Below are 25,635 nucleotides of genomic sequence, written 5' to 3'. Positions count from 1 at the left end.
TCACGCGGACAGCCTGCGGGCGTCGCGGTCCGGGTCGATCAGGGCGAGGGCGGCTGTTCCGCTCAGCAGGAGTACGGCACCGGTGATCAGGACGGCGTAGTGGTAGCCCTCGGCACCGTAGGTGTCCACGAGGTGCCCGATCAGCGTCGGAGCGATCAGCCCGGCGGTGGTCACCACGGCGTTCATGCTGCCGAGGGCGCCGCCGCGACGATCGGCCGGAGCCAGTTCCGTGACGGTGGTGACGGCGATGCTGCTCATCGCTCCGGCGAGCCCGAATCCGGCGATCAGGAGCAGGGCGGTGAGGATGCCGGCCGAGGCCAGTGGCAGGGCCAGGCATGCCGCGGCTGCCATGAGCAGGAGAACACCGCCGACTCCGCCGCGCGCCCACCGGCTGGCCGTTCCCCGACGGAGCAGCCATCCGGTCAGGCAGGCCTGGCCGATCACCGCGACGCCGCCCAGCCCCCAGACCAGCATCAGCACCCGGGTGGATCCGGACGAGGTGTAGCCCAGCGCGTCCTGAAGGTAGGAGGGGAGCCAGACCAGGGCGAAGGCGATGACCCAGTAGGTTCCGAAGTAGGCGGCGGTGGCACCGATCCATGTACGGGTGGCGAGGATCCGGCGGTACGGAATCCCGCGCTGCGCGGAAACCGTCCGGGAACCGGCGCCGGCCCTCGCGTCACTCACGTCGTGGGACCCGTCCGGTGCGGCCGCATAGGGCCCCTCCCCGCCGAGGGAGATCCACAGCAGCGCCCAGACCGCACCGGCCAGGGCCACTGCGGTGACGGCCGAGCGCCAGCCGTGGTGCTCGATCACCCAAGTGAGAACGGGAGCGGCGACCAGCACACCCAGGGTGATCCCGAGGGTGATCAACGCGCCGGGCAGGTTGCGTCGGTGGTTGGGGAACCAGGACAGGGTGGCCTGTTGGGCGACAGGGAAGGCGGGCCCCTCGGCGGCCCCGAGCAGAACACGTGAGATGACGAGTACGGCAAGCCCCCCGCCCACTGCCATCGGTGCCTGGGAGACGGACCAGAGCACGGCCATAGCCAGGATGAGCCACTTGGGACGGACGCGGTCCGCGAGCAGCCCCACCGCGGCACCGGAGATCGAGAACAGCAGGAAGAAGGCGCTGCTGGCGAGCCCGAAAGCCGAGGCGGACAGTCCCAGGTCCTGTCGGATCTCCTCCGCGGCCAGACCCATTACGGACTTGTCGGCGAAATTGATCATCATGAAGACGAGGAGCAGCGCGGTGACGGTCCACGCTCTGCGCCTCTTTCCGCTCGGCGCCTCCGGAGGGCCGGCAGGCACAGCAGGTGCAACATCGGTGTCGGTCACAGAGGGGCTCCGCGGAGACTCGGTGGGCAGGGGGGAGGAGGGCTCGGAGGCCGTTCAGGCCAGCGGGACGCCGGCGACGGCTATGCGCTCCATGACACGGCGCTGCGGGAAGTAGTCGTTGATCGCGTAGTGCTGGGTGGCGATGTTGTCCCAGACGGCGACCGAGCCCGGCTGCCAGCGGAAGCGCACCTGGTACTCGGGGATGCGGGCCTGGAGTACGAGCTCGTCGAGCAATTCACGGCTCTCCGGGTCGGACAGGCCGACGATCCGGGTGGTGAAGGGCTCGTTCACGTAGAGCAGCCTGCGTCCGGTGCGCGGGTGGCGGACGACCACCGGGTGCTCGACGGCCGGCAGGTTCTGGCGGTGCGCCGTGACCTGGCTGTCAGTCATCAGCGCGCCCCAGCTCGGTACCCAGTCGTGCACGGCGGTAAGGCCCTCGATCCGGGCCTTCATGGCATCGGTGAGGTTGTCGTAGGCCGCCGCCATGTCCGCCCACATGGTGTCGCCCCCGGCGGAGGGGACCTCGACGGCCCGCAGGACGGAGCCGAGCGCGGGCGCGGCCATGAACGAGTGGTCGCTGTGCCAGATGTTCTCGCTGCCCATGGCCATGGCGTCCTTGGCCAGGCGTGAGACGCCGATGCTGTCGCCCTTCGGGAAGAAGGGGTTGGCTTCCGGCACGCCCCACAGGCCGGCGAACGTGAGCTGGGACTGCGGCTCGAAGGAGTGCTGATCGCGGAAGAAGAGCACCTTCCATTCCAGCAGCGCCTGCCGGATCTCCTCGGCGAGGTCCTCGCCGATCGGACGGGAGAGGTCGACGCCTTCGACCTCGGCACCGATGTGCGGGGTCAGTGGGCTGATGCCGACGAGCCGGTAGGCGGGCTGCTCCGCGCCGGGCCCGATGCGGTCGAGCCTGCGCTTTCCGTAGTGCATCAGCGGCTTGTCGAGTGCGGGGGTGGGGGCGGGGGCGGCGCTGTTCATGGGTCCTCCGTAACGAGCCGGGAAATCGTTACTGGAAGTATCGTTATTCGGGCCTGGAGAGACAAGGGCCTGGTCGCTTGAAAATCCGAAGCCGGAAAAGCCGCTGGGGGAGGCCGTCAGCCGCCTGTGCCGACCGCCTGGGTGACGAGATCGACGAGCGCGTCGACGAAGCGGGCGTCGGGCAGCTCCAGCTCACCGATCAGCCGGAAGATCAGGGGCGCGGCCACCAGGGTCGCAGCGGCACGGACGTCGGTGTCCGGGCCGACGTCACCGCGGGCGATGCCTCTTTCGAGGATGCGCCTCGTCTCGCTCGTGATCCGCTCGGTGTACTGCGCGTACTGGCTCCGCACCGCGCCGGTGTCCGCCGACGCCCCGATGAGGCCCGCGATCAGCCGGTCCGAACCCGGCAACCGGTAGGCCTCCAGGCGCGCGGTCAGTACGTAGCGGAGCTCGGCGCGGAAGTCGCCCAGGTCGGGCACCGACAGGACGCCGATGCGGGTTTCCGCGGCGGCGATGAGCAAGTCCTGCTTGGTGGGCCACCGTCGGTAGATGGCGGGCTTGCTCACCCCGGCCAGGGCCGCGACCGCGTCCATCGTGACCGCTCCGATGCCCTGCTCGGTCACCAGGCCCACGACCGCGTCGAGGACGGCGCCGGTGACCCGTTCCTCCCGTGGTCGACCCGGCCCCCGTACGGCCCCGTCCGGCTGCATGCGCACCATGCGCAGAGACTACGCGGGGAGTGGGCGAGTGCGGAGAAGGGGCCCCGTAGTCGGCCAGTCCGCCCCCATCAACGGTCTGACCTGCGAGGACCTCACGCGGAGTGCCTCGCGGGCCGGTGCGGCAGGGCCTCGCCGGGTTGTTTCCAGCGCCTCGCCAGGACGGGCCGCCCTTGCTGGCCTACGCTTGCTCGAGCGAGGCCGAAAGGGGCTCAAAATGGATGAATACCCCCCCATCGAGGACCATGGTCTGATCGGTGACCTTCAGACCGCGGCTCTCGTGAGCACGGACGCGACGATCGACTGGTTCTGCTGTCCGCGCTTCGATTCACCCAGCATCTTCGGCGCTCTGCTCGACCGGCGGCGGGGCGGTCACTTCACCGTCGGACCGGCTGCGGACACGTACACCACCAAGCAGCTCTACCACCCGGACACCGCGGTCCTGGTGACGCGCTTCATGACGGAAGCCGGAGCCGGTGAAGTGATCGACTTCATGCCGGTGACAGGCACCACCGCGACCGGCCGGCACCGTCTCGTCCGCATGCTGCGCTGTGTCCGGGGCAGCATGACGTTCGAAGGCGAGATCGCTCCGCGCTTCGACTACGGCCGCAAGCCGCACGAGCTGCACATCACGGAGCACGGGGCCCTGTTCACCTCGCAGGACATGAACCTCGCCATCCACGCGGTCCGAGAACCCGACGACGAGCGGCTGCTCAATATTCTCTCGGGCGACAACGACCTGCGCTTCACGCTGACTTTGCAGGCCGGCCAGCAGCGTGGGCTGGTGATGGAGTCGTCCCCCGACGGGCCGCCCCACCAGATCCGGGTAGCCGATTTCGAGCAACTGTTTGACGAGACGGTCGGCTTCTGGCGCTCCTGGCTGGGGCAGTCCACCTACTCCGGCCGTTGGCGCGAGTCGGTCGAGCGTTCAGCCGTGACGCTGAAGCTCATGACCTACGCGCCGACCGGCGCCCTGGTCGCGGCTCCCACGACGGCTCTGCCCGAGCAACTGGGCGGAGAACGCAACTGGGACTACCGGTTCACCTGGATCCGCGACGCGTCGTTCTCCGTATACGCCCTGCTGGGCATGGGGTTCAAGGAGGAGGCCGCCGCGTTCATCGACTGGCTGCACGCGCGCGTCAAGGAAGAAGCCGGCCAAGGGGACGGCACGGGGCCGCTGAACATCATGTACCGCGTCGACGGCTCCAGCGACATGATCGAGGAAACCCTGGAGCACTGGGAGGGCTACTGCGGCTCCGCCCCGGTCCGCATCGGCAACGGAGCGGCGACCCAGCGGCAACTGGACATCTACGGCGAGGCGCTTGACAGCATCTACTTCGCGCACCAGCACGGCATGCACCTCGATCACAAGGGCTGGTCGGCGACGCACACCCTTCTCGACTGGCTCGTCGACCACTGGGACCAGCCCGGAGAGGGACTGTGGGAGACCCGTGGCGGACAGAAGGACTTCACCTACGGCCGGGTGATGTCCTGGGTGGCCTTCGACCGGGCGCTGCGCATCGCCTACGACGACGGCCGCCCCGCGGCCCGCGGGCGCTGGATGGAAACGCGTGACGAGATCTACGCGCAGGTGTTCAGCCGGGGATGGGACCCGAACAAGCAGGCGTTCGTCCAGCACTACGGCGAAGATGTCCTCGACTCCTCGCTGCTGCGGATGCCCACGGTCGGCTTCATCACGCCGGACGATCCGATGTGGAAGTCCACGCTGGACGCGATGGAGCGCGAGCTGGTCAGCGACAGCCTCGTCTACCGCTACAACCCCGAGGCGTCACCCGACGGGCTGCGGGGCTCCGAGGGAACGTTCTCCCTGTGCACCTTCATGTACGTCGACGCCCTGGCGCGCGCCGGACGCACCGACCAGGCGAGGCTGGTGCTGGAGAAGATGCTCACCTACGCCAACCACCTGGGCCTGTACTCCGAGGAGATCGGCCTGACGGGACGGCAGTTGGGCAATTTCCCGCAGGCCTTCACACACCTGGCCCTGATCGACGCGGCGATCACCCTGGACGCGATGCTCGACGGGAACCGCAAGGGCGGGAGGTAGCGGGCAGCCCCTGTCCGCCGGCGCCGACTCGCGAGGAGCGAGCGGCCGTGTGGTGTCGGGCACAAGCGGCATCCGCTCCCGTACGTCCCCGACGGCCCGGCAGCCGCGCGGTGCCGGGCCCCGGCGGCTGTCGGCAGCCGCTGACAGGCTCCGGCCGCCCCCTGCGGCAGTGACGCACATCTCTACCCCGGGGGCCTGCGGGGTGGCACTGTGGTCGGGTCCTCGCGGAGTGCCGCAGGGCCTGCCCCGTCCTGCGGCGCAGGTCGTCAGCGCTCCCACCAGGGCACCGACTGCCGGCCGACCGAACGAGATGCCATGACCGCGACTGCCGCCGCAACCACCACCCACGCCCGCCGCCGCGCTCGGACCGGAGGGCCCGAGGACGGCTCCAAGCTGCTGGAGAACGTCCTCGGCTGGACGCTCGTCGTCGTCATCGCCATGTTCGTCACGCAGCTCGGCCTCATGTGATCCGCCTCCGTCCCCGGACCTGACAGGGGCGGGGAGCCCACCCGGCTCCCCGCCCCTGTCAACCGGTGACGGATACCGTCCGATCGGGCATACTCAAGCCGCCACAGCTGCTGACCCGCACCTCCCGCAACCCGGGAGGGCAACATCGGCTGGGCAGCAGTGTTTTCCGGACATCGTCCGGAGATCCCCCGGCGGCGCCGCTCACACCCCGCGCGTGCGACCGCCGCAACGCCCGACAGGGAGGAGAGCGCCGTCATGCCCGACCGTGCCCCGCAATCGGTGGAACGCCGTCTGCCCAGCGAGGAGTCCAGGCAACTCATCGCGCTCGTACGCGACATCGCCCAGCGCGAGATCGCGCCGCAGGCCGCCGCCGAGGAGGACGCGGGCCTGTTCCCGCGCGAAGTATTCACTCTGCTCTCCGAGTCCGGCCTGCTCGGCCTGCCCTACGACTCCGCCCACGGAGGCGGGGACCAGCCGTACGAGGTCTATCTCCAGGTCCTCGAGGAACTCGCCGCCGCCCGGCTCACCGTCGGACTCGGCGTCAGCGTCCACTCCCTCGCCTGCCACGCGGTCGCCGGTTACGGCACCAAGGAGCAGCAGGCCGAACACCTCCCCGCCATGCTCGCGGGCGGCCTGCTGGGCGCCTACTGCCTCTCCGAGCCCGCCTCGGGCTCCGACGCCGCCTCGCTGCGCACCAAGGCCGTACGGGACGGTGAGGACTGGGTCGTCACCGGCACCAAGGCGTGGATCACCCACGGCGGCATCGCCGACTTCTACACGGTCCTGGCGCGCACCGGCGTCGACGGCCCCCGCGGCATCACCGCCTTCCTCGTCCCCGGCGACGCGGCCGGCCTGAGCGCGGCCGTTCCCGAGAAGAAGATGGGGATGAAGGGCTCGCCCACCGCCCAGCTCCACTTCGACGGCGTGCGGATCCCCGACGCGCGCCGGATCGGCGAGGAGGGGCAGGGCTTCGCGATCGCCCTGTCCGCGCTCGACTCCGGCCGGCTGGGCATCGCCGCCTGTGCCATCGGCGTGGCCCAGGCGGCGATGAACGAGGCCGTCGCCTACGCGACCGGGCGCAAGCAGTTCGGCCGCCCCATCGCGGACTTCCAGGGGCTGCGGTTCATGCTGGCCGACATGGCCACCCAGATCGAGGCGGGCCGTGCCCTCTACCTGGAGGCCGCCCGGCTGCGCGACGCGGGGAGCCCCTTCTCGCGACGGGCGGCCATGGCCAAACTGTTCTGCACGGACGCCGCGATGCGGGTCACCATCGACGCCGTCCAGGTGCTCGGCGGATACGGGTACACGCTGGACTTCCCGGTCGAGCGGCTGATGCGCGAGGCGAAGGTGCTGCAGATCGTCGAGGGCACCAACCAGATTCAGCGAATGGTCATCGCCCGCCACCTCGCGGGTCCTGAGACGCGCTGACCCGCAGCGGCCGGTCCGACCACACCGGCGTCGTCATGATCCGGTTCCACTCCTGATCATGGCGGCCCGGCAGGGTCCTGCCGGTGCTCTCCCAGTGCCGGAGCAGCGCCCGGTAGAGGGGCGGATCGGTCGAGTGGGGCGTCGACCGCGCCGCTCGCGGCGCCGGGTGGGCCGGGTCCGCCGGCGCGGACGAGGTGCTGGACTGCGGAACCGATTCTTCGGAGGGCGGAGCGGCGAGACGGCGGCGACCGGGGCCGGCCGTGGAGTGCAGCAGGGTCATGCAGGGCCAACGGCGCGAGGCCGGGCCGGGTCACTGCCCGGCCGATTCGGGCGCGCGTTCGGCGGGTCATCCCCGGTGCGATGCGATGCCATGCCCGTCCCGTCCCGTGCCGTACGCACCCGAACGGCTACGGAGCGCCGCACCACGCGGAGCCGGGCTCCGTCACGGTGCGGGCGGTCCGCCTCCGGCGCCCCGGCGCCCTGCGGTGGCCTCGGTATCAGGCGGCGTGGCGACGCAGCTGATGCGGTACCCGCAGCGGACGCGAGCCTGCGCCGCCGGCGTGCGAGAAGGGCTGCATCCGCCAGTCGAGCCCCTGAGGCAGCGTCAGCAGCAGGGCCGTCTCCTGTTCCTGGACATCGGCCGACTCGTCGGCGGGCCGGGCCTTCGAAGCGGCACGGCCGGTCCCGGCGCACACCGTCAGGACGAACGGGTTCCACGGCGTGGGGCACAGCGCGTGCTCCGGCAGCACGTCCTCGTCCGCCAGGAGCGCGATGGGCTGTGAGCAGTCCGGGCAGACGACCCGGTACATCTCGAAGGTGTCGTACGCGTCGGGATCGGTGTCCTCGAAAGGATCAACGGGCTCCGGTTCGGTACGTCCGGTGAGCTTCAGGCTCTGCATGGGTAATTCCCCCCTCGGGTGGGCCGACAAGGCGCCGCGGCCTCGACCACAGCAAGCACTTCCCGTAGCGCATCCGCCGTAACCGCGAGCCGCCCGGCTACCGGTGCGTAAACCTGTGGCATTGGTCACATGCCGCCCGCAGGTGCCCTTCACAGGGTCTCCACGGCTGTGCCTGGAGGGCCGGGGGCCATAGATTGATCCATATGGAGGAGCTGGACCGTCAAATCGTGGAGTTGCTCGTCAAGGACGGGCGGATGAGCTACACCGACCTGGGCAAGGCCACCGGCCTGTCCACCTCGGCCGTTCATCAGCGCGTCCGCAGGCTGGAGCAGCGCGGGGTGATCCGGGGCTATGCCGCGGTCGTCGACCCCGAGGCCGTCGGCCTGCCCCTGACCGCGTTCATCTCGGTGAAGCCCTTCGACCCGAGTGCCCCGGACGACATCGCGGAGCGGCTCGCGGGCGTCCCGGAGCTGGAGGCCTGTCACAGCGTCGCCGGCGACGAGAACTACATCCTCAAGGTGAGGGTCGCGACCCCGCTGGAGCTGGAGCACCTGCTCACCCGGATCCGTTCGCTCGCCGGCGTCTCCACCCGCACCACCGTCGTCCTCTCCACGCCGTACGAGGCGCGCCCGCCGCAGATCTGAGGGGGCCGCGCACGGCGCCTGCCCCGGCAGGCGGGAGACTGGTGCCCATGACCGAGAGCACCGCCCCCCAGAGCGAACACCGCACCGTGCTGCTGCGCGGTGGAGACGTCCACAGCCCCGCCGACCCCTTCGCGACCGCCATGGTCGTCGAACGGGGCCATGTCGCCTGGGTGGGCTCCGAAGGGGCCGCCGACGCCTTCGCCAGCGGTGTCGACGAAGTGATCGACCTCGACGGCGCCCTGGTCACTCCCGCGTTCACCGACGCGCACGTCCACACCACGTCCACCGGTCTGGCACTCACCGGCCTCGACCTCTCCGGCGCCCGCACCCTCGGTGAGGCCCTTTCTCTCGTACGGACGTACGTGGCGGCGCACCCCGCCGACCGGGTGGTCCTGGGGAACGGCTGGGATGCCACGCGCTGGCCGGAGCAGCGTCCGCCCACGCGCGGTGAGCTGGACGAGGCGGCGGGCGGGCGCGCGGTCTACCTGCCGCGGATCGACGTGCATTCGGCGGTCGTCACCACCGCGCTGCTCGACCTCGTCCCCCGGGTCACCTCGATGGCCGGCTACCGGCCCGACGCGCCGCTGACGGGCGCCGCCCACCACGCGGTGCGCGCGGCCGCCCACGACGCCGTCTCGCCGCGTCAGCGCGCCGACGCCCAGAAGGCCGCGCTGGCTCACGCGGCCTCCCTCGGGATCGGCACGGTCCACGAGTGCGGCGGCCCGGACATCTCCGACGAGGAGGACTTCACCTCGCTGCTCAAGCTGGCGGCGGGGGGAGCGGGGCCGCGGGTCTTCGGCTACTGGGCCGAACAGGTCGCCGACGAGAAGGACGCCCGGCGCGTCCGGGAGCTCGGCGCGGTGGGTGCGGCGGGCGACCTCTTCGTCGACGGGTCGCTCGGCTCGCATACCGCCTGCCTCCACGAGCCCTACGCCGACGCGCCGGTATCCGGCACCGCCCATCTGGACGCCGCGCAGATCGCCGCCCACGTCGCCGCCTGCACCGAGGCGGGACTCCAGGCCGGCTTCCACGCCATCGGCGACGCGGCGCTGACCGCCGTCGTCGACGGCATCAGGGCGGCGGCCGAGAAGGTCGGCCTCGGCCGGGTGCGGGCCGCCCGGCATCGCGTCGAGCACGCGGAGATGCTCACGCCCGAGACCGTGGCCGCGTTCGCCGAACTCGGTCTGACCGCCTCGGTCCAGCCCGCCTTCGATGCCGCCTGGGGCGGTGAGGAGGGCATGTACGCCCGCAGGCTGGGCGCCGGGCGGGCGAGGACCCTCAACCCGTACGCGGCGCTCCTGCGGGCCGGTGTGCCCCTCGCGTTCGGCTCCGACAGCCCGGTGACCCCGCTGGACCCGTGGGGGACGGTGCGGGCCGCGGCGTTCCACCGCACGCCCGAGCACCGGATCTCGGTGCGGGCCGGCTTCACCGCCCACACCCGGGGCGGCTGGCGGGCCGTCGGCCGCGACGACGCGGGCACCCTGGTGCCCGGAGCCCCGGCCGACTACGCGGTCTGGCGGACCGCCGAACTGGTGGTCCAGGCGCCGGACGACCGGGTGGCGCGATGGTCGACGGATCCCCGGTCGGGGACGCCGGGACTGCCCGACCTCAGCCCCGGCGGCGAACTCCCGGTCTGCCTGCGGACGGTTGTCTTCGGACAAACGGTCTATGTGCGGCCGAACGAGTGACCTACGGACATTTCGCACCGCCGATCGATGCCGCCCGCGTTCTGCCACGACCTGGGGATCTTCGGGACTGACCAGGCAAGTTCCGTAAACGGTGCAGGTCAGGCGACTATTGACAGAGTGCGCCCACCGGCCGGTAGGTTCGGCCGAGTCCACCACAGGACGTCCGACCGGGTAAAACTCCACGCAGTCGTCGAACGCCGCTGGGTCATGGGGCTGGTGTGCCGCACCGGCGCACCACCCCTGACAGCCAGGTTCAGCGTCCGCGCCTCGGGGGCGAGGGAAGGTTTCAGCCGGGCGGAGGGTGTGACCCGGGTGGGGCCCGGACGTTCAGTAGACAACGGCTCTAGGTCGACCCGCAGCCAGCGGGCCCCAGGTCGGCCCGAAGGGCGCCGGGCCCCGACCCGCAGTTCTGTCCGTACTTCCGCGCTTCTGTCCGCCGCCGCCGTCCACGCCGCCCGACCGGGTCGGTCGGTGTGCGCGCCGCGCTCGATATGGTGTGCATCTGCGTACGGACTTAAGGGGCAGTAAGTGAACGACGGCGGTCAGAGGCGATACGGCCCGCTCGGCAGGGTTCTGGTGATCATTCCGACCTATGACGAGGCCGAGAACATCAAGCCGATCGTCAGCCGGGTGCGCGCCGCCGTGCCGGAGGCCGACATTCTCGTCGCCGACGACAACAGTCCGGACGGCACCGGCAAGCTCGCCGATGAACTGGCCGCGACCGACGACCAGGTCCACGTGCTGCACCGCAAGGGCAAGGAAGGGCTCGGCGCGGCCTACCTCGCCGGCTTCCGCTGGGGCATGGACCACGACTACGGCGTCCTCGTCGAGATGGACGCCGACGGCTCCCACCAGCCCGAGGAACTGCCCCGCCTCCTCACCGCCCTCAAGGGCGCGGACCTGGTGCTCGGCTCCCGCTGGGTCCCGGGCGGCCGGGTGGTCAACTGGCCCAAGTCCCGCGAGATGATCTCCCGCGGCGGCAGCACGTACTCCCGGCTGCTGCTCGGGCTGCGGACGCGGGACGTCACCGGCGGCTACCGGGCGTTCCGCACCGAGACGCTGCAGGGCATCGGCCTGGACGAGGTCGCCTCGCAGGGATACTGCTTCCAGGTCGACCTGGCCCGCCGGGCGATCGAGGCCGGCTTCCACGTCGTCGAGGTCCCGATCACCTTCGTGGACCGGGAGATCGGTGACTCCAAGATGAGCCGCGACATCCTGGTCGAGGCGCTCTGGCGGGTGACCGCGTGGGGTGTCACCACCCGTGCGAACCGGGTGCTCGGCCGCCGGAACCCCTGACCGCGGGCGGGCGGCCTCCCGGCCCCTTACCCCGTCCGCACGCCGGTCCAGGCACACTGGGAGCATGACGACCGGCACCCCGCCCCCGACCGCCCGCAAGCGCTCGCGCGCCCGGACCTTCGTACCTCTCGCCATCGCCGCCTGGGCGGTGCTGGAGATCTGGCTGCTCACCGTGGTGGCGGACGTGGCAGGCGGGTTCACCGTGCTGCTGCTCCTGGCCGCGGGGGTCGTCCTCGGGGCGGTGGTGATGAAGCGGTCCGGCCGCCGCGCCTTCCGCAACCTCACCGAGACGCTCCAGCAGATGCCGGGACAGCCGGGGGCCGACGGCGCCTCGCCCGCCCCTTCGAGCACCCGGGGCAACGGCTTCCTGATGCTCGCCGGGCTCCTGATCATGATTCCGGGGATGATCTCGGACGTGGCCGGACTGCTGCTCCTGGTGCCGCCGGTCCGGTCGGCGCTCAGCGGGTACGCGGAGCGCTCGCTGGAACGGCGCATGAGGTCGGCGGGCCCCGGCAGCCTCTCGGACGCCTTCCAGCAGGCGCGGATGCACCGCCCGGACGGGAAGGTGGTCCAGGGCGAGGTGATCCGCGAGCGCCCCTCCGGCGCGGACGACGAGCCGCGCCCACCGCTGGCGCCGTAACGTCATTCGCCCGTCCGGCCGAGGCTGCCACATCACACCCGAGCCCGTGCGCGGCCGCGTCGGGCCGCGGTCACAGGTGGTCCTCAATCGCCGGACGGGCTCGGTTCCTCCAGGGCGCACAACGTTTTCCGAGGCCCGGCCCACAACAGAGCCGCGGGCCGCGACACACAAGGTGTCGCGGCCCGCGGCTCTGTCTCGATGCGGTGCTGTGCGGTCAGGCAGACTTCCTGCTGTCCCGCGGGTGCACGGCAATGTTCATGGCTCCGGAGCGCAGAACCGCCAGCCTCTCGGCCAGCACCTCCTCCAGCTCCTCGCGTGTGCGCCGCTCCATGAGCATGTCCCAGTGCGTACGCGCAGGCTTGCCCTTCTTCTCCTCGGGGCCATCCCCGTCCACCAGGAGTGCCGTGGCGCCACACGCCTTGCACTCCCACTCCGGCGGAATTTCCGCCTCTACCGAGAACGGCATCTCAAATCGATGTCCGTTCGGACATGCGTACTCCACCGCCTGGCGCGGGGCCAGATCGATGCCGCGGTCCGTCTCGTAGCTGGTAACCACGAGTCGCGTGCCGCGGAGAGCTCGCTCACTCATGAATCGTGCCTCCCGGGCTTGTCGCCCACAGGACAAATGTCGCTGTCGTCGTCATCCGGTCAACGTCCGGTCGGCGGCAAAGATTCCCGTTGCCGGTCATGCGTCGCCCGTCGTGCCGCTGCTTTTTCAGGTTTGCGAGTGTTGAAGTACCCGCCAATGCCCGGTTTGTCACATCTGGCGGAAGGTGTCACCCAACGGTTTGGATGCTTCCACTCGCAGTAACGGTCCTCCGGGCAGGCCAAAGGCGTACACTACCGGCCTTTCACTTCAACGTCTAAATCCGTTCGGGGACTGGATTCCCGGCCGCCGCCACCGCCCGCCGCACAGGCACCCTCGCGAGCAGCACGGAACCGGCCACGAAGAAGATCACCAACGAGATGATCGCATCCCGGTAACTGCCGCTCAGCTGGTACGCGAGCCCGAACACCAAGGGCCCCAGCCAGCTCAGCCCGCGGTCGCTCATCTCGTACGCGGAGAAGTACTCGGCCTCCTTGCCGCGCGGCACCAGATGCGAGAAAAGGGAACGGGACAGCGCCTGGCTGCCCCCGAGGACGAGGCCGATCGCCGCGGCCAGCGCGTAGAAGAAGACCGGTGAGCCGGCGGGCAGGAAGTAGCCCGCGACCAGGATCAGCGTCCAGACCACGAGCGAGCCGAGAATCGTGTGCTTCGCGCCGTGGACCCGGGCCATGCGCCCCATCCCGAGCGCCCCGGCGACCGCCAGCACCTGGACCAGCAATACCGCCGTGATCAGGGTCGTCTGGCTCAGGCCCAGTTCCTCGGAGCCGTACACGGACGCCTGCGAGATGACGGTCTGCACGCCGTCGTTGTAGACGAGGTACGCCAGCAGGAAGGAGAGGGTGAGCGGGTGGCGGCGCATGTCGCGCAGGGTCGCCGTCAACTGCCGCCACCCGGAGCCCGCCGCCCCGTCACCGGCCCCCTTCATGTGCCGGTCGCGCAGCCGCCGCAGCGGTACGACGGTGAAGGCGCCCCACCAGACACCGGCCGTGGCGAGACAGATCCGCACGGCCTCCGATTCGGAGAGGCCGAAGGAGTCGTGGCCGGTGTACAGGACCAGATCGAGGACGAGGACCAGAGCCCCCGACGTGTAGCCGAACGCCCAGCCCCGTGAGGAGACCGCGTCGCGTTCCTCGGGCCCCGCGATCTGCGGCAGATAGGCGTTGTAGAGCACCATCGACACCGAGATCGAGGCGTTCGCCACGATGAGCAGGAACGTGCCGAGCAGATAACGGTGTCCGTCCAGGAAGAACATCGCGGCCGTCGCGGTCGCGCCCGTGTACGCGGCAGCGGCGAGGAGGGGCTTCTTGCGGCCTGTACGGTCGGCTGCCGCGCCCACGATCGGCATCAGGATCACCGCGACGACGAGCGAGGCCGAGACCGCGTACGCGAACAGCGACCCGGCACGCACCGGCACGCCGAGCGGATGGACATAGCCGTCGGCATCGGCGGCGGCCTTGGCGACCGACGTCAGGTACGGCCCGAGGAACACCGTGAGGACGCTCGTCGAGTAGACGGAGCAGGCGAAGTCGTAGAAGTACCACCCACGCTGCTCACGGCGCCGGTCGCCGGCGGCGTCCCGGCCGGCCGTGCCGTCCGCCGGCCCGGCGCTGTCCGCGGTCTCGGCGCTCATCCGCACCCCTCGTCTCTCCCCGTGGAGACGTCACCGGGCCGGCGTCAGGCCCAGGCCCCCCGCTCGCTCAGCACCGTACGCAGCGTCTCGATGTGATCGGTCATGATGCCATCCACCCCGAGGTCCAGGAGCGCGGCCATCCGCTCCGGTTCGTTCACCGTCCAGACGTGCACCTGGAGTCCGCGCGCGTGCGCCTCCCGTACGAAGCGCCGGTCGACGACCCGGACACCGCCCTGGCTCTCCGGGACCTGCGCGCACACCGCGCCGGCGCGCAGCGCCGCCGGGATCCCGTACGAACGCAGCCGCAGCCCCAGGACACCGCGGACGCCGTAGGAGGTCGCGAGCCGCGGGCCCGCCAGCCGGTGCGCCCTGGCCACCCGCGCCTCGGAGAACGAGCCGACGCACACCCGGTCCCAGGAGTCCGTCCGGCGGATCAGCTCCACGAGCGGCGCGAGGGCCTGGGCGGCCTTGATGTCCACGTTCCAGCGGGCACCGGGGAACGTCTCCAGCAGCTCCTCGAAGAGCGGCAGCGGCTCCCGCCCGGCCACCCGGGCACGCCGAATCTCGCTCCACGGCAGTTCCGCTATCCGGCCCCCCGCGTCCGTGACCCGGTCCAGGGTGGCGTCGTGGAAGGCGACCAGCCGGCCGTCCGCCGAGGCGTGCACATCGGTCTCGAAGTACCGGTACCCGGCGTCGGCGGCGCGCCGGAACGCGGCCGCGGTGTTCTCGATCCCGTCCGCCGCCCCGCCCCGGTGGGCGAACGCGAGCGGCGCGGGGTGGTCCAGATAGGGGTGGCGTACGGAAGTCACTGCCGCAGTATGGCCTGCGGGGGCGTCCGGGCGGCGGCCGTGGTGTCACCGCCGTCCGTGACCTCGAAGAAGCGCAGGAAGAACTGGGCGAGCGGGCCTATGCCCAGGGCGTACAGGACCGTGCCCACGCCGAGGGAGCCGCCGAGCAGGAACCCGGTGAGCACGACAGCGACCTCGATCGCCGTACGGACGAGCCGGATCGACCGGCCGGTCCGCCGGTGCAGCCCGGTCATCAGCCCGTCCCGCGGCCCGGGGCCGAACCGGGCGGCGATGTAGAGCCCCGTCGCCACGCCGTTGAGGACGATTCCCGCCACCATCACCCCGGCTTGCGCGGCCAGACCGTGCACCTCGGGGACGACGGCGAGTGTGCCGTCCATCGCGAGACCGACGACGAAGACGTTCGAGACGGTGCCCAGGCCGGGCCGCTGGCGCAGCGGTATCCAGAGCAGCAGCACGATCGCGCCGATGATGATCGAGACGACCCCGATGCTGATACCGGTGCGCTCGGCCAGTCCCTGGTGCAGCACACCCCACGGCTCCAGGCCCAGTCCGGCGACGACCAGCAGGGCCGAACTCGCCCCGTAGAGCGCCAGGCCCGCGTAGAGCTGGATCAGCCGGCGGGGCAGATGAGCCCCGCGCGCCGCTGCGGTGATGGACAAGGCGTGCCCCCTGGTGTGGTGGTCGTGGACTGCTGCGTGTCACTCTGTGGCAGGGGATTGGCTGCCAACTATGGCCAATCCGAGGAAGGTGGACTGATTTTCATGGCGCAGTGGACTTCGGCCGTCGGTGCTGCACAGCTCGCCCGGCAGCTCCACGCCCAGCAGCCCCGGCCCGCGGGCCCCGGCACCCGCAGGCCTCCCGCCTATCGTGCGCTCGCCGACGGCATCCGGCTGCTCGTCCTCGAGGGCCGCGTCCCGGTCGCCGCCCGGCTGCCCGCCGAGCGGGAGCTGGCCCTGGCCCTGTCCTTCAGCCGCACCACGGTAGCCGCGGCCTACGAGGCACTGCGCGCCGAGGGCTTCCTGGAGTCCCGGCGCGGGGCCGGCAGCTGGACGGCGGTCCCCGCCGGTAACCCGCTGCCCGCCCGCGGGCTGGAACCGCTGCCGCCCGAAGCCCTCGGATCCATGATCGACCTGGGCTGCGCCTCACTGCCCGCTCCCGAACCCTGGCTGACCCGGGCCGTCCAGGGCGCCCTGGAGGAGCTGGCCCCGTACGCCCACACCCACGGCGACTACCCGGCCGGCCTCCCCGCGCTGCGGCAGATGATCGCCGACCGCTACACCGCGAGCGGTATCCCGACGATGCCCGAACAGATCATGGTCACCACCGGGGCGATGGGCGCGATCGACGCGATCTGCCACCTCTTCGCCGGCCGCGGCGAACGGATCGCGGTGGAGTCCCCGAGCTACGCCAACATCCTCCAGCTGATGCGGGAGGCGGGCGCACGTCTGGTCCCGGTGGCCATGGAGGAGGGGCTCGGCGGCTGGGACATGAACCGGTGGCGCCAGGTGCTGAGGGACGCGGCGCCCCGGCTCGCGTACGTCGTCGCGGACTTCCACAACCCCACCGGCGCGCTCGCCGACGAGGACCGCCGCCGGGCGCTGGTGGACGCCGCGCGCTCGGCCGGCACGGTCCTGGTGGTCGACGAGACGATGAACGAGCTGTACCTGGACGACGATGTGAGGATGCCGCGCCGGGTCTGCGCCTTCGATCCGGCGGGCAGCACCGTGCTCACCGTCGGCTCGGCCAGCAAGGCCTTCTGGGCCGGCATGCGCATCGGCTGGGTCCGTGCCTCTCCGGACGTGATCCGCAGCCTGGTGGCCGCCCGCGCCTACGCCGACATGGGCACCCCGGTCCTCGAACAGCTCGCGGTGAACTGGCTGATGCGCACAGGGGGCTGGGAGCAGGCGGTGCAGATCCGCCGGGAGCAGGCGCGGGACAACCGGGACGCGCTCGTCGCGGCGGTGCGCCGGGAGCTGCCGGACTGGGAGTTCGCCGTGCCGCGCGGCGGGCTGACCCTCTGGGTACGCACCGGCGGGCTCTCCGGATCGCGGCTCGCGGTGGCGGGGGAGCGGGTCGGGGTGCGGGTGCCGTCCGGACCCCGCTTCGGGGTCGACGGGGCCTTCGAGGGCTATGTGCGGCTGCCGTTCACGGTCGGCGGGCCGGTCGCGGACGAGGCGGCCCAGCGGCTCGCGGCCGCCGCCCAGCTGGTCGGTTCGGGAGCGGGGGCGGGGGCCGAGACACCCCGTACGTTCGTGGCCTGAGCGCCGGCGCACACGACGAGGGGCCCGCGGATCCGCCCGTCCCGGTCCGCGGGCCTCTTCCTGCCCGGATCAGTCGCTGAGGGTCAGGCCCTCGACGGAGACGGAAGCCGTCAGCGTGTCCGCCATCACGGGGTCGGGCACGCTCGCCTCGACCGCCGTGCGCCGCTCGGGGAGCAGGTCGAGGACAGCCTGGCGCTGCGCCTCGCTCGTCGCGTCGTCGTGCGGATCGGGGGTGGCGGGCACCTGGAGCCGCAGCACCTCACCCGTGCCGAGGCGCGCGTAACCGCGGCCCGGCGGGACGTCCGGGGGCGGGGTGGTGTGCGGCCCGACACCGAGGACGGACTCGATCTGGCCGGGTGTGCACCGACCGAGCACGACCCGGGCCCTGGTGTGGGACCGGACGGTGTCGCTCACGCCGTCCAGGCTGTCGAACTGTTCGGTCATCACCACGGTGACGCCTGCGGCCCTGCCGTGGCGCAACGGCACGTGGAGCAGGTCCTGCGGGCCGGGCCCGCTGTCCGCGGTGGCGAGGTGGCCGAGCGCGCTCGGCCGGTCCAGCAGGATCCAGAGGGGGCGCTGTGTGTCCTCGGGAGGGGCCTCGCCGGACTGCCGGGCCCGGTTGGCCTCGATCAGCCGGCGCTCCGTCTCGTCGGCCGCCCATTCCAGGGTGGACAGGGCGCCGGCGAGTCCGCACTCGACGGCCAGGACCCCTTCGCGGCCGGTGAAGCACGTGTACTCGCCGGTGCCGCTTCCTTCGATGATCAGGATGTCGCCGTGCTGGAGTGCCTGAAGAGCGATGGAGCGCAGGAGCGTGGTGGTGCCGCTGCCGGGCTGGCCGACGATCAGCAGATGCGGTTCGGTGGAGCGCGCGCCGGTCCGCCAGACGACGCCGGGCGCGTCCCGGGTCTCGTCGCCGTCGCTCACCGGCACGGTGCGCTGCACCGCGTCCTCGTCGGTGAACCCGAGGACGGTCTCTCCGGGGGCGGTGACGAAGCGCTGGGCGGTGAGGGTGGCGGGCAGGGCGTCAAGCACGTTCATGAGGAGCTGGTTGCCCTCCTCGTCCCAGCTGAAGAGGTACTCCCGGCCGCGGCCCGACTTGGTGTGCAGCAGCTGTTCGATCCGGGCGCGGGAAGCGGCCTCGCTGTCGGTGAAGTAGGCCGGGTACGTCACACGGAGGCTGCTGACGCGGCCGTCCCCGTCGAACTCGTACTCGCTGAAGACCTTGTCCCAGTCGCCGCCGTGGGTGAACAGCGGACTGGGGTCGTCGGCCGTCGAGAAGTACGGCACGAGCGCCTCGTACAGCGCTTTCAGGCGGCCGGCCTCCGCCTCGTCGGGACCGGTTTTGACGGGGGTGCGTTCCCGTCCCTTCCATGCGGCGGCGCCCATCACCGCGACGAGGGCCAGCAGCGGCCCGTACGGGATGAGCGCGACCACGAGGACGCAGGCCGCGACGAGGAACAGCGTGGGACCACGCCGGTCCTTGGGCGTCGCGGCCCACTTCTGCCGTCCTGCACCGGCCAGCAGCCGCAGACCACGAGTGATCATGATCAGCGGATGGAGCACGTCGGTGGCGCTGTCGGCGGCCGTACGCGCGATCTCTCGACTGCGAGTGATCGAAGCGCTGCCGCTGCTCAGAATGCGGGGGAGTGGTCGCCGGGCCACGTCGGTCTCCTGAAGGGGGTGGGAGCGGGAGCGGAGGGTCAGAACTTGATCCCGCCCAAGAGGCCGGCGAGGCTCGCTCCGCCCGCGGTGATGCTCGGTGCGATGGCGGTGCCGGCCAGGTAGAAGCCGAACAGGGCGGTGACGAGGGCGTGCGACGCTTTGAGGCCGTCCTTCCTGAAGAACAGGAAGACGATGATGCCGAGGATGACGACGCCTGACATGGAAAGGATCATGAGTGGTTCTCCTGGTTGGGGGGACAGTCACCATGAGTCCTTCCAAGCTCACCGGAAGTATCCATAGGATAAAAGCTGCAATTGGGTGAAAAGTCTGATTGTTCACTGGAGTGGCTCACGGAAAAGTGCCGCCGAGAGGGGATCTCCGGGCGCGGGCCTCTCGTTCTCGTCACTCCGGGTGATCTTTTGCCATGGGTGGGCCCGGGCGTGTGGGCGCCCGGGCAGTACTCTGTCCAATCACTCGTACGGCCCACTGGTGCACAGCACAGCGGGCCGGAATCAGCACGAACGGTTAAGGAAGGCGGTCCCCCGATGAGCGAAACCCCTGATCCCGAGGTGGTCGAGCTGGCGACCAAGGTCTTCGACCTGGCACGTCACGGCGACGCCGACGCGCTGGCGGCCTACATCGACGCCGGCGTCCCGGTGAACCTCACCAACGACCGCGGCGACTCGCTGCTGATGCTCGCGGCCTACCACGGGCACGCCCCCGCGGTCATCGCCCTCGCCGGGCGTGGCGCCGACCCGGACCGCGCCAACGACCGCGGGCAGACACCGCTCGCCGGAGCCGTCTTCAAGGGCGAGGAAGCGGTGATCAAGGCCCTGCTCGACGCGGGGGCCGATCCGGCGGCCGGAACACCCTCCGCGCTGGACACGGCGCGCATGTTCGGCAAGGCCGACCTGCTGGAACTCTTCGGCGCCCGCTGAGGGGGCTTCGCCGTAAATGTGGTCGCGGTGGCGAAATGGCTGGGTCATCATGACGTCGCGGGCCCGATTCGGGCCACCGACGAGAGGCAGAGGAAGATGGTCTACACCAGGCGGAAGACGGCGGTCGGCCGATCATGTTGCTGCGCGGCCTAGTGCCACTTTCGGCACGTGGAACTGCACAGTCCCGGTTGCGTCGACAGCTTGATGTGAGGCTTTTCCCATGTTTGATCCGTTCATAGCGCCGAGCGGCACCCTGCTCGGCCTGCTGCAGAGGGGCCGCGGCGACGGCACGCTCCACGCACTCGCCGCACCACGCCCCGAGGCCCTGGCGGCTGTCAACCACTGCGTCCTGAGCGACCCGCGTCACGACTGGCAGGTCGAGAACCGCTCCCTCTACTACGCACGCCTGTACCTCGACCTCGACGGCGGGATCGAGGAGATCGAACGGCACCTGTACGACGCCGACGACCACCTCGACACGGACGACTCACGGACCGGTCTGGCCCTGGCGGTTCTCGGTCACCTCGCCTCGTACGGCCGCGACGACGCCCTGGCCCTGCTGCGGCGCTACGCCGCGACCGGCTCCAACTGGGCCTGGGCGCTGGACGAGCTGGCGCTGCGTGACGACGACGACGGGCTCCGGTCCCTCGCCCTGCCCGTGCTCGCCCGGTTCCCCGAGAACGCCGAGGGCCGCGCCGAGCTCGCCGCGACCGTGCGGGACGCCTACGAGCCCCGCCCCTGGCGGCTCTGGGCCGACGATCCGCGCCCCCCGGTCGGCGCCCGGGTGAGAGCCGCCTCGGAACAGGGCTCCTTCGACCGCTGGCAGCGGCAGATGCGGCCCGGCGGTCCGCGCCCCGGCTGGAGCGTCAGTGCCGTCTTCGACTGGGCCCAGGAAGGGCTCGACCGGGGCAGCGTTCTTCACGTTCCGGCCGCCCGCTGCCTCTCCGCCGTGGCGGGGACCGAGGACCGGCCCATGATCGTCGAGGCCGCCCGCAGCGGTCCGGAAGGCGCCCGATGCGCCGCGCTGCACTACCTCGCCGCCGAGGTCCGCGACCCGGCCGTGCTCGACCTGATCGAGGCCGCGGCGGTCGGCGCCTCACACACCGTCGCCGAAGCGGCCGTCGCCGCCTTCGAACGGATGTGCGGCGAGGCGGCCGTGGAACGGGCCCGCCGCTGGGCCCGCCGGCCCGACGCGCTCGGCGCCTCCGCGGCCGGCGTACTGGCCGGCCGGGGCGGCGCACAGGACGCCCCGCTGGTCCTCGGCGCCCTGCGTGACGCCGTACGCGGCGAGGGACCGGACGCGCCCCGCCTGTGGGCCCTGGTCGACGGGGCCGGCCGGCTCGGCATCGCCTGCGCCGCGCCCGTACTGCGCCACGTCTACCGGGAGACGTCCTCCTCCCACCTGAGGGGCAGGGCCGCCCGCGCCCTCGCCGCCACCGACCCCTCCTTCGCCACCGGCTTCGCCGTCGAATGCCTGTGGGACTGCGAGGAGACGACCCGGGAGGTCGCCGCACGCCACGCGGAGACCGGCGACATCAGGGTGGCCGAGCGCCTGCGCCGGCTGGCCGCCGATCCGGCCGAGGAGGCCGAGGTCCAGTCCGCCGTACGCAGCAGGATCGGGCCGGACGCACCGGCGGTCTGAAACGGGACCGCAGACCCCCTGCCGCTCAAAGAGCGTGCAGCCGGGGAACCGCAGGAAGGGCAGCGCGTCGGGGGCGCGCCGCGCCCGTACCGCCCCGCCCGTCGTCCTCGCGTCGTGCACCCCTGTCGAGGGGCGGCGCGCCACTATGGAGGGATGACCGGACGCTGGGAGTTCTGGATCGACCGGGGCGGCACGTTCACCGACGTGGTGGGCCGAGACCCCGAAGGGCGGCTGGTCACCCGCAAGCTCCTCTCGTACGACCCCGACCGTTACCGGGACGCCGCCGTGGCCGGCATCCGGCTGCTGCTGGGACTCGGTCCCGACGAACCGGTCCCCGCCGACCGGGTCGCCGCCGTCAGGATGGGTACCACCGTCGCCACCAACGCCCTGCTGGAACGGCGCGGCGAACCCACCGTCCTCGTCATCACCGAAGGCTTCCGGGACGCCCTGCGCATCGCGTACCAGAACAGGCCCCGGATCTTCGACCGCCGCATCCTGCTCCCCGAGGCGGTGTACGAGCGGGTGATCGAGGTCCCCGAGCGGGTCGACGCGCGGGGGCGGACCGTCAGGCCCCTGGACCGGGGCGCGGTGGCGGAGCGGCTGCGCGCCGCGCGCGGCGACGGACTGAGCAGCGCCGCCGTCGTCCTCATGCACGGCTACCGCCACCCGGACCACGAGAGGGCGGTCGCCGAGGAGGCCCGTGCGGCGGGGTTCACCCAGATCAGCTGTTCCCACGAGGTCAGCCCGCTGATCAAGCTGGTGCCGCGCGGCGACACCACCGTCGTCGACGCCTACCTCTCGCCGATCCTGCGCCGGTACGTCGACACGATCGCCGCCGAACTCGACGGCATCCGGCTGATGTTCATGCAGTCCAACGGCGGCCTGCGCGAGGCCGCCCGCTTCCGGGGCAAGGACGCCGTGCTCTCCGGACCGGCGGGCGGAGTCGTCGGCATGGCCCGCACCTCCGAGCGCGCCGGATACGACCGGGTCGTCGGCTTCGACATGGGCGGCACCTCCACCGATGTCTCGCACTACGCGGGCGGGTTCGAACGCGAGCTCGGCACCGAGGTGGCAGGCGTCCGGATGCGCGCCCCCATGATGAACATCCACACCGTCGCGGCCGGCGGTGGCTCGGTCCTGCACTTCGACGGCAACCGCTTCCGGGTCGGCCCCGACTCGGCCGGAGCGGTGCCCGGGCCGGCCTGCTACCGCAGGGGCGGGCCGCTGACCGTCACCGACGCCCAGGTGATGCTCGGCCGGATCCGGCCGGCCCACTTTCCCGCCGTCTTCGGGCCGGACGGCGACCTCCCCCTCGACGCGGACATCGTGCGGACCCGCTTCGAGGCGCTCGCCGACGAGGTCGCACGAGCCACCGGAACCCGGCGGACCGCCGCCGGGGCCGCCGCGGGATTCCTGGAGATCGCCGTGCTCGGCATGGCGAACGCGGTCAAGCGGATCTCCGTCCAGCGAGGGCACGACATCACCCGGTACGCCCTCACGGGCTTCGGCGGAGCAGGCGGCCAGCATGTCTGCGCCGTCGCCGACGCCCTCGGCATCGACACGGTCCTCGTACCCCCGCTGGCCGGTGTGCTGTCCGCGTACGGCATCGGCCTCGCCGACGCGACCGCCATGCGCGAACAGTCCGTCGAGGCGCCGCTCGACGACTCCACCCGGACCCGCCTGGACGACGTGTGCGACGCGCTGACCGCCCGTACCCGGGCCGAACTGCGCGCCGACGGCGTCCCGGACCGGGCGATCAGCACCCGGGCACGCGTGCTCCTGCGGTACGAGGGCACCGACGCGAGCCTCTCCACCGGCCTGGACACCGTGGCGGCCATGACGGAGGCGTTCACGGGCGAGCACCGCGCGCGCTACGGCTTCACGATGGACCGGCCGCTCGTGGTCGAGGCCGTCTCCGCGGAGGCGACGGGCAGGACGAGGGAGTACGACGCGCCGCGACCGTACGGACGGGGGCCGGGCGAGGCCTCCGCGCCGCGACCGTCCGCACCGGAGCGGGACGAGGCCTCCGCGCCGCGACCGTCCGCACCGGAGCGGGACGAGGCCACCGCGCCGCGGCCCCACGACACGGCGCGGATGTTCGCCGGGGATCGCTGGCAGCAGGCCGCGCTCCACCGCAGAGCCGACCTGCGGCCCACGGACACCGTGACCGGCCCCGCCGTCATCGCCGAGCCGGACGCGACCACCGTCGTCGACCCGGGATGGCAGGCCGTCCTCGGGGACACCGGCCATCTGATCCTGACCCGCGCCCTTCCACGCCCCGGCAGACAAGCGGTCGGCACCCGCGTCGACCCGGTCATGCTGGAGATCTTCAACAACCTCTTCATGTCCATCGCCGAACAGATGGGCGTGCGCCTCCAGAACACCGCCCACTCCGTCAACATCAAGGAGCGGCTGGACTTCTCCTGCGCCCTCTTCGACGCGGACGGCAACCTGATCGCCAACGCACCGCACATCCCGGTGCACCTCGGCTCCATGGGGGAGTCCATCAAGGAGGTGCTGCGCCGCAACGGCGACACGATGAGGCCCGGTGACGTGTACGCCATCAACGACCCCTACCACGGCGGTACGCACCTGCCCGACGTGACCGTCGTGACACCGGTGTTCGACGAGACGGGCGGCGCCCCCGCCCTGCGTTTCCTGGTGGCGTCGCGGGGACACCACGCCGAGATCGGCGGCATCACTCCCGGTTCGATGCCGGCCTTCAGCCGCACCGTCGACGAGGAGGGCGTGCTCTTCGACAACTGGCTCCTGGTGCGGGACGGCGCCTTCCGCGAGGCCGCGACCCGCGAACTGCTCGGCTCCGCCGCGTACCCCTCCCGCGACCCGGACACCAACCTCGCCGACCTGCGCGCACAGATCGCCGCCAACGAGAAGGGCATCGCCGAACTGCGCCGCATGGTCACCCAGTTCGGCCCCGACGTCGTCGCCGCCTACATGGGGCACGTGCAGGACAACGCCGAGGAGTCCGTACGCCGCATCATCGCCGGGCTCCACGACGGCCACTGCCGGTACGAGACCGACAACGGCGCCGTGATCGAGGTGACGCTGACCGTCGACCGCGACGCCCGCAGCGCGCTCATCGACTTCACCGGCACCTCGCCGCAGCAGCCGGGCAACTTCAACGCGCCCAAGTCGGTGGTCATGGCCGCCGTGCTGTACGTGTTCCGGACCCTGGTGACCGACGACATCCCGCTCAACAGCGGGTGCCTCACCCCGCTGGAGATCAGAGTCCCCGAAGGCTCGATGCTGGCACCCGCCCACCCCGCGGCCACCGTCGCCGGCAACGTGGAGACCTCGCAGGCCGTCACGGGAGCCCTGTACGCCGCCCTGGGCGTCCAGGCCGAGGGCTCGGGCACCATGAACAACCTCACCTTCGGCAACGAACGGGTGCAGTACTACGAGACCGTGGCGAGCGGCTCGGGCGCGGGGGAGGACTTCGACGGCACCGACGCCGTGCAGACGCACATGACCAACTCGCGGCTCACCGATCCCGAGATCCTCGAATGGCGTTACCCGGTGCTGCTGGAGAGTTTCCGGGTACGGGAGGGGAGCGGGGGGCCGGGCCGCCGGCGCGGCGGATGCGGAGTGGAACGCCGGATCCGCTTCCTGGAACCCGTGACTGTGGCGCTGCTCAGCGGGCACCGCCGCGTTCCTCCGTACGGCATGGCGGGCGGCGGGCCGGGCGCCCTGGGCAGCCAGCACATCGAGCACGCCGACGGGGGCCGCACCCCGCTGAAAGGCTGCGACACCGCCGAGCTGAAGGCCGGGGACGTGCTGGTCGTCCGCACGCCGGGCGGCGGGGGATACGGAGCGTGAGGGATGCCGGGAGCGGGAGGCCGTCGGGCCGGCCTGCGGAGGCGTGACCGACTCCGGGGCAAGCGGCCGCTTCTGCGCCGTTTCGACCGTTGTCA

General features: G+C 71.7%; 21 protein-coding genes. 11 read left to right on the top strand and 10 right to left on the bottom strand.

The window, feature by feature from the left end; genetic code table 11:
- From ABTX18_RS17835 to ABTX18_RS17825, 3 genes are all read right to left on the bottom strand, one after another.
- Complete coding sequence (locus ABTX18_RS17835) at positions 1-1,332, bottom strand: MFS transporter (protein WP_352123651.1); 1,332 nt, start codon at positions 1,330-1,332, stop codon at positions 1-3.
- A 54-nt stretch (positions 1,333-1,386) separates the two neighbouring features.
- On the bottom strand, positions 1,387-2,310 hold the full coding sequence (locus tag ABTX18_RS17830) for a TauD/TfdA dioxygenase family protein (RefSeq protein ID WP_352123650.1): 924 nt from the start codon (positions 2,308-2,310) through the stop codon (positions 1,387-1,389).
- A 116-nt stretch (positions 2,311-2,426) separates the two neighbouring features.
- Positions 2,427-3,029, bottom strand: a complete 603-nt coding sequence (locus tag ABTX18_RS17825) for a TetR/AcrR family transcriptional regulator (RefSeq protein WP_352123649.1) — start codon at positions 3,027-3,029, stop codon at positions 2,427-2,429.
- A 184-nt stretch (positions 3,030-3,213) separates the two neighbouring features.
- Between ABTX18_RS17825 and ABTX18_RS17820 the strand changes: the two genes are divergently transcribed.
- The 3 genes from ABTX18_RS17820 (at position 3,214) to ABTX18_RS17810 (ending at position 6,987) form a co-directional block, all read left to right on the top strand.
- Positions 3,214-5,091 (top strand): glycoside hydrolase family 15 protein, encoded by a 1,878-nt coding sequence (locus tag ABTX18_RS17820; RefSeq protein WP_503061165.1) that lies wholly within the window; start codon positions 3,214-3,216, stop codon positions 5,089-5,091.
- Positions 5,092-5,406: 315 nt separating this feature from the next.
- On the top strand, positions 5,407-5,559 hold the full coding sequence (locus ABTX18_RS17815; protein WP_136327384.1) for an SCO1431 family membrane protein: 153 nt from the start codon (positions 5,407-5,409) through the stop codon (positions 5,557-5,559).
- 255 nt (positions 5,560-5,814) lie between these two features.
- On the top strand, positions 5,815-6,987 hold the full coding sequence (locus ABTX18_RS17810; protein ID WP_352123647.1) for an acyl-CoA dehydrogenase family protein: 1,173 nt from the start codon (positions 5,815-5,817) through the stop codon (positions 6,985-6,987).
- A 497-nt stretch (positions 6,988-7,484) separates the two neighbouring features.
- Here ABTX18_RS17810 and ABTX18_RS17805 read toward each other — a convergent pair whose 3' ends face one another.
- Complete coding sequence (locus ABTX18_RS17805; protein ID WP_136327381.1) at positions 7,485-7,886, bottom strand: hypothetical protein; 402 nt, start codon at positions 7,884-7,886, stop codon at positions 7,485-7,487.
- 203 nt (positions 7,887-8,089) lie between these two features.
- Here ABTX18_RS17805 and ABTX18_RS17800 point away from each other — a divergent pair, with 203 nt between their 5' ends.
- From ABTX18_RS17800 to fxsA, 4 genes are all read left to right on the top strand, one after another.
- Positions 8,090-8,530, top strand: a complete 441-nt coding sequence (locus ABTX18_RS17800) for an Lrp/AsnC family transcriptional regulator (RefSeq protein WP_024493538.1) — start codon at positions 8,090-8,092, stop codon at positions 8,528-8,530.
- A 47-nt stretch (positions 8,531-8,577) separates the two neighbouring features.
- Positions 8,578-10,218, top strand: a complete 1,641-nt coding sequence (locus ABTX18_RS17795) for an amidohydrolase (protein ID WP_352123646.1) — start codon at positions 8,578-8,580, stop codon at positions 10,216-10,218.
- A 528-nt stretch (positions 10,219-10,746) separates the two neighbouring features.
- Positions 10,747-11,514, top strand: a complete 768-nt coding sequence (locus ABTX18_RS17790; protein WP_352123645.1) for a polyprenol monophosphomannose synthase — start codon at positions 10,747-10,749, stop codon at positions 11,512-11,514.
- A 64-nt stretch (positions 11,515-11,578) separates the two neighbouring features.
- Positions 11,579-12,154 (top strand): FxsA family membrane protein, encoded by a 576-nt coding sequence (fxsA, locus tag ABTX18_RS17785; RefSeq protein WP_352123644.1) that lies wholly within the window; start codon positions 11,579-11,581, stop codon positions 12,152-12,154.
- Positions 12,155-12,368: 214 nt separating this feature from the next.
- On the opposite strand, the gene ABTX18_RS17780 is transcribed toward fxsA, so the two are convergent.
- From ABTX18_RS17780 to yczE, 4 genes are all read right to left on the bottom strand, one after another.
- Complete coding sequence (locus tag ABTX18_RS17780; protein WP_014044757.1) at positions 12,369-12,743, bottom strand: RNA polymerase-binding protein RbpA; 375 nt, start codon at positions 12,741-12,743, stop codon at positions 12,369-12,371.
- 274 nt (positions 12,744-13,017) lie between these two features.
- A complete protein-coding gene (locus tag ABTX18_RS17775; RefSeq protein WP_352123643.1) occupies positions 13,018-14,391 on the bottom strand; it encodes an MFS transporter in 1,374 nt (457 codons plus the stop codon).
- A 44-nt stretch (positions 14,392-14,435) separates the two neighbouring features.
- On the bottom strand, positions 14,436-15,200 hold the full coding sequence (locus ABTX18_RS17770) for a glycerophosphodiester phosphodiesterase family protein (RefSeq protein ID WP_352123642.1): 765 nt from the start codon (positions 15,198-15,200) through the stop codon (positions 14,436-14,438).
- Complete coding sequence (gene yczE, locus ABTX18_RS17765; protein WP_352123641.1) at positions 15,197-15,859, bottom strand: membrane protein YczE; 663 nt, start codon at positions 15,857-15,859, stop codon at positions 15,197-15,199. Before yczE ends, ABTX18_RS17770 begins: the two co-directional genes overlap by 4 nt.
- 102 nt (positions 15,860-15,961) lie before the next feature.
- Here yczE and ABTX18_RS17760 point away from each other — a divergent pair, with 102 nt between their 5' ends.
- Positions 15,962-17,461, top strand: a complete 1,500-nt coding sequence (locus ABTX18_RS17760) for an SCO1417 family PLP biosynthesis transcription factor (RefSeq protein WP_352123640.1) — start codon at positions 15,962-15,964, stop codon at positions 17,459-17,461.
- A 69-nt stretch (positions 17,462-17,530) separates the two neighbouring features.
- Here ABTX18_RS17760 and ABTX18_RS17755 read toward each other — a convergent pair whose 3' ends face one another.
- Both ABTX18_RS17755 and ABTX18_RS17750 read right to left on the bottom strand, forming a co-directional pair.
- Positions 17,531-19,123, bottom strand: a complete 1,593-nt coding sequence (locus ABTX18_RS17755; RefSeq protein WP_352123639.1) for an ATP-binding protein — start codon at positions 19,121-19,123, stop codon at positions 17,531-17,533.
- A gap of 38 nt (positions 19,124-19,161) precedes the next feature.
- Positions 19,162-19,356, bottom strand: a complete 195-nt coding sequence (locus ABTX18_RS17750; protein WP_018103962.1) for a hypothetical protein — start codon at positions 19,354-19,356, stop codon at positions 19,162-19,164.
- Positions 19,357-19,668: 312 nt separating this feature from the next.
- Between ABTX18_RS17750 and ABTX18_RS17745 the strand changes: the two genes are divergently transcribed.
- From ABTX18_RS17745 to ABTX18_RS17735, 3 genes are all read left to right on the top strand, one after another.
- Complete coding sequence (locus tag ABTX18_RS17745; RefSeq protein ID WP_352123638.1) at positions 19,669-20,061, top strand: ankyrin repeat domain-containing protein; 393 nt, start codon at positions 19,669-19,671, stop codon at positions 20,059-20,061.
- Positions 20,062-20,281: 220 nt separating this feature from the next.
- Positions 20,282-21,703 carry a HEAT repeat domain-containing protein gene (locus tag ABTX18_RS17740; protein ID WP_352123637.1) on the top strand — a complete coding sequence of 474 codons (1,422 nt, stop codon included), beginning with the start codon at positions 20,282-20,284 and terminating at the stop codon, positions 21,701-21,703.
- Between the two features lie 153 nt (positions 21,704-21,856).
- A complete protein-coding gene (locus ABTX18_RS17735; RefSeq protein ID WP_352123636.1) occupies positions 21,857-25,540 on the top strand; it encodes a hydantoinase B/oxoprolinase family protein in 3,684 nt (1,227 codons plus the stop codon).
- Positions 25,541-25,635: the final 95 nt, after the last annotated feature.

The sequence above is a fragment of the Streptomyces sp. NPDC096323 genome, assembly GCF_040302845.1.
Taxonomy (GTDB): Bacteria; Actinomycetota; Actinomycetes; order Streptomycetales; family Streptomycetaceae; genus Streptomyces.
This window is presented reverse-complemented; position numbering and strand designations above follow the sequence as displayed.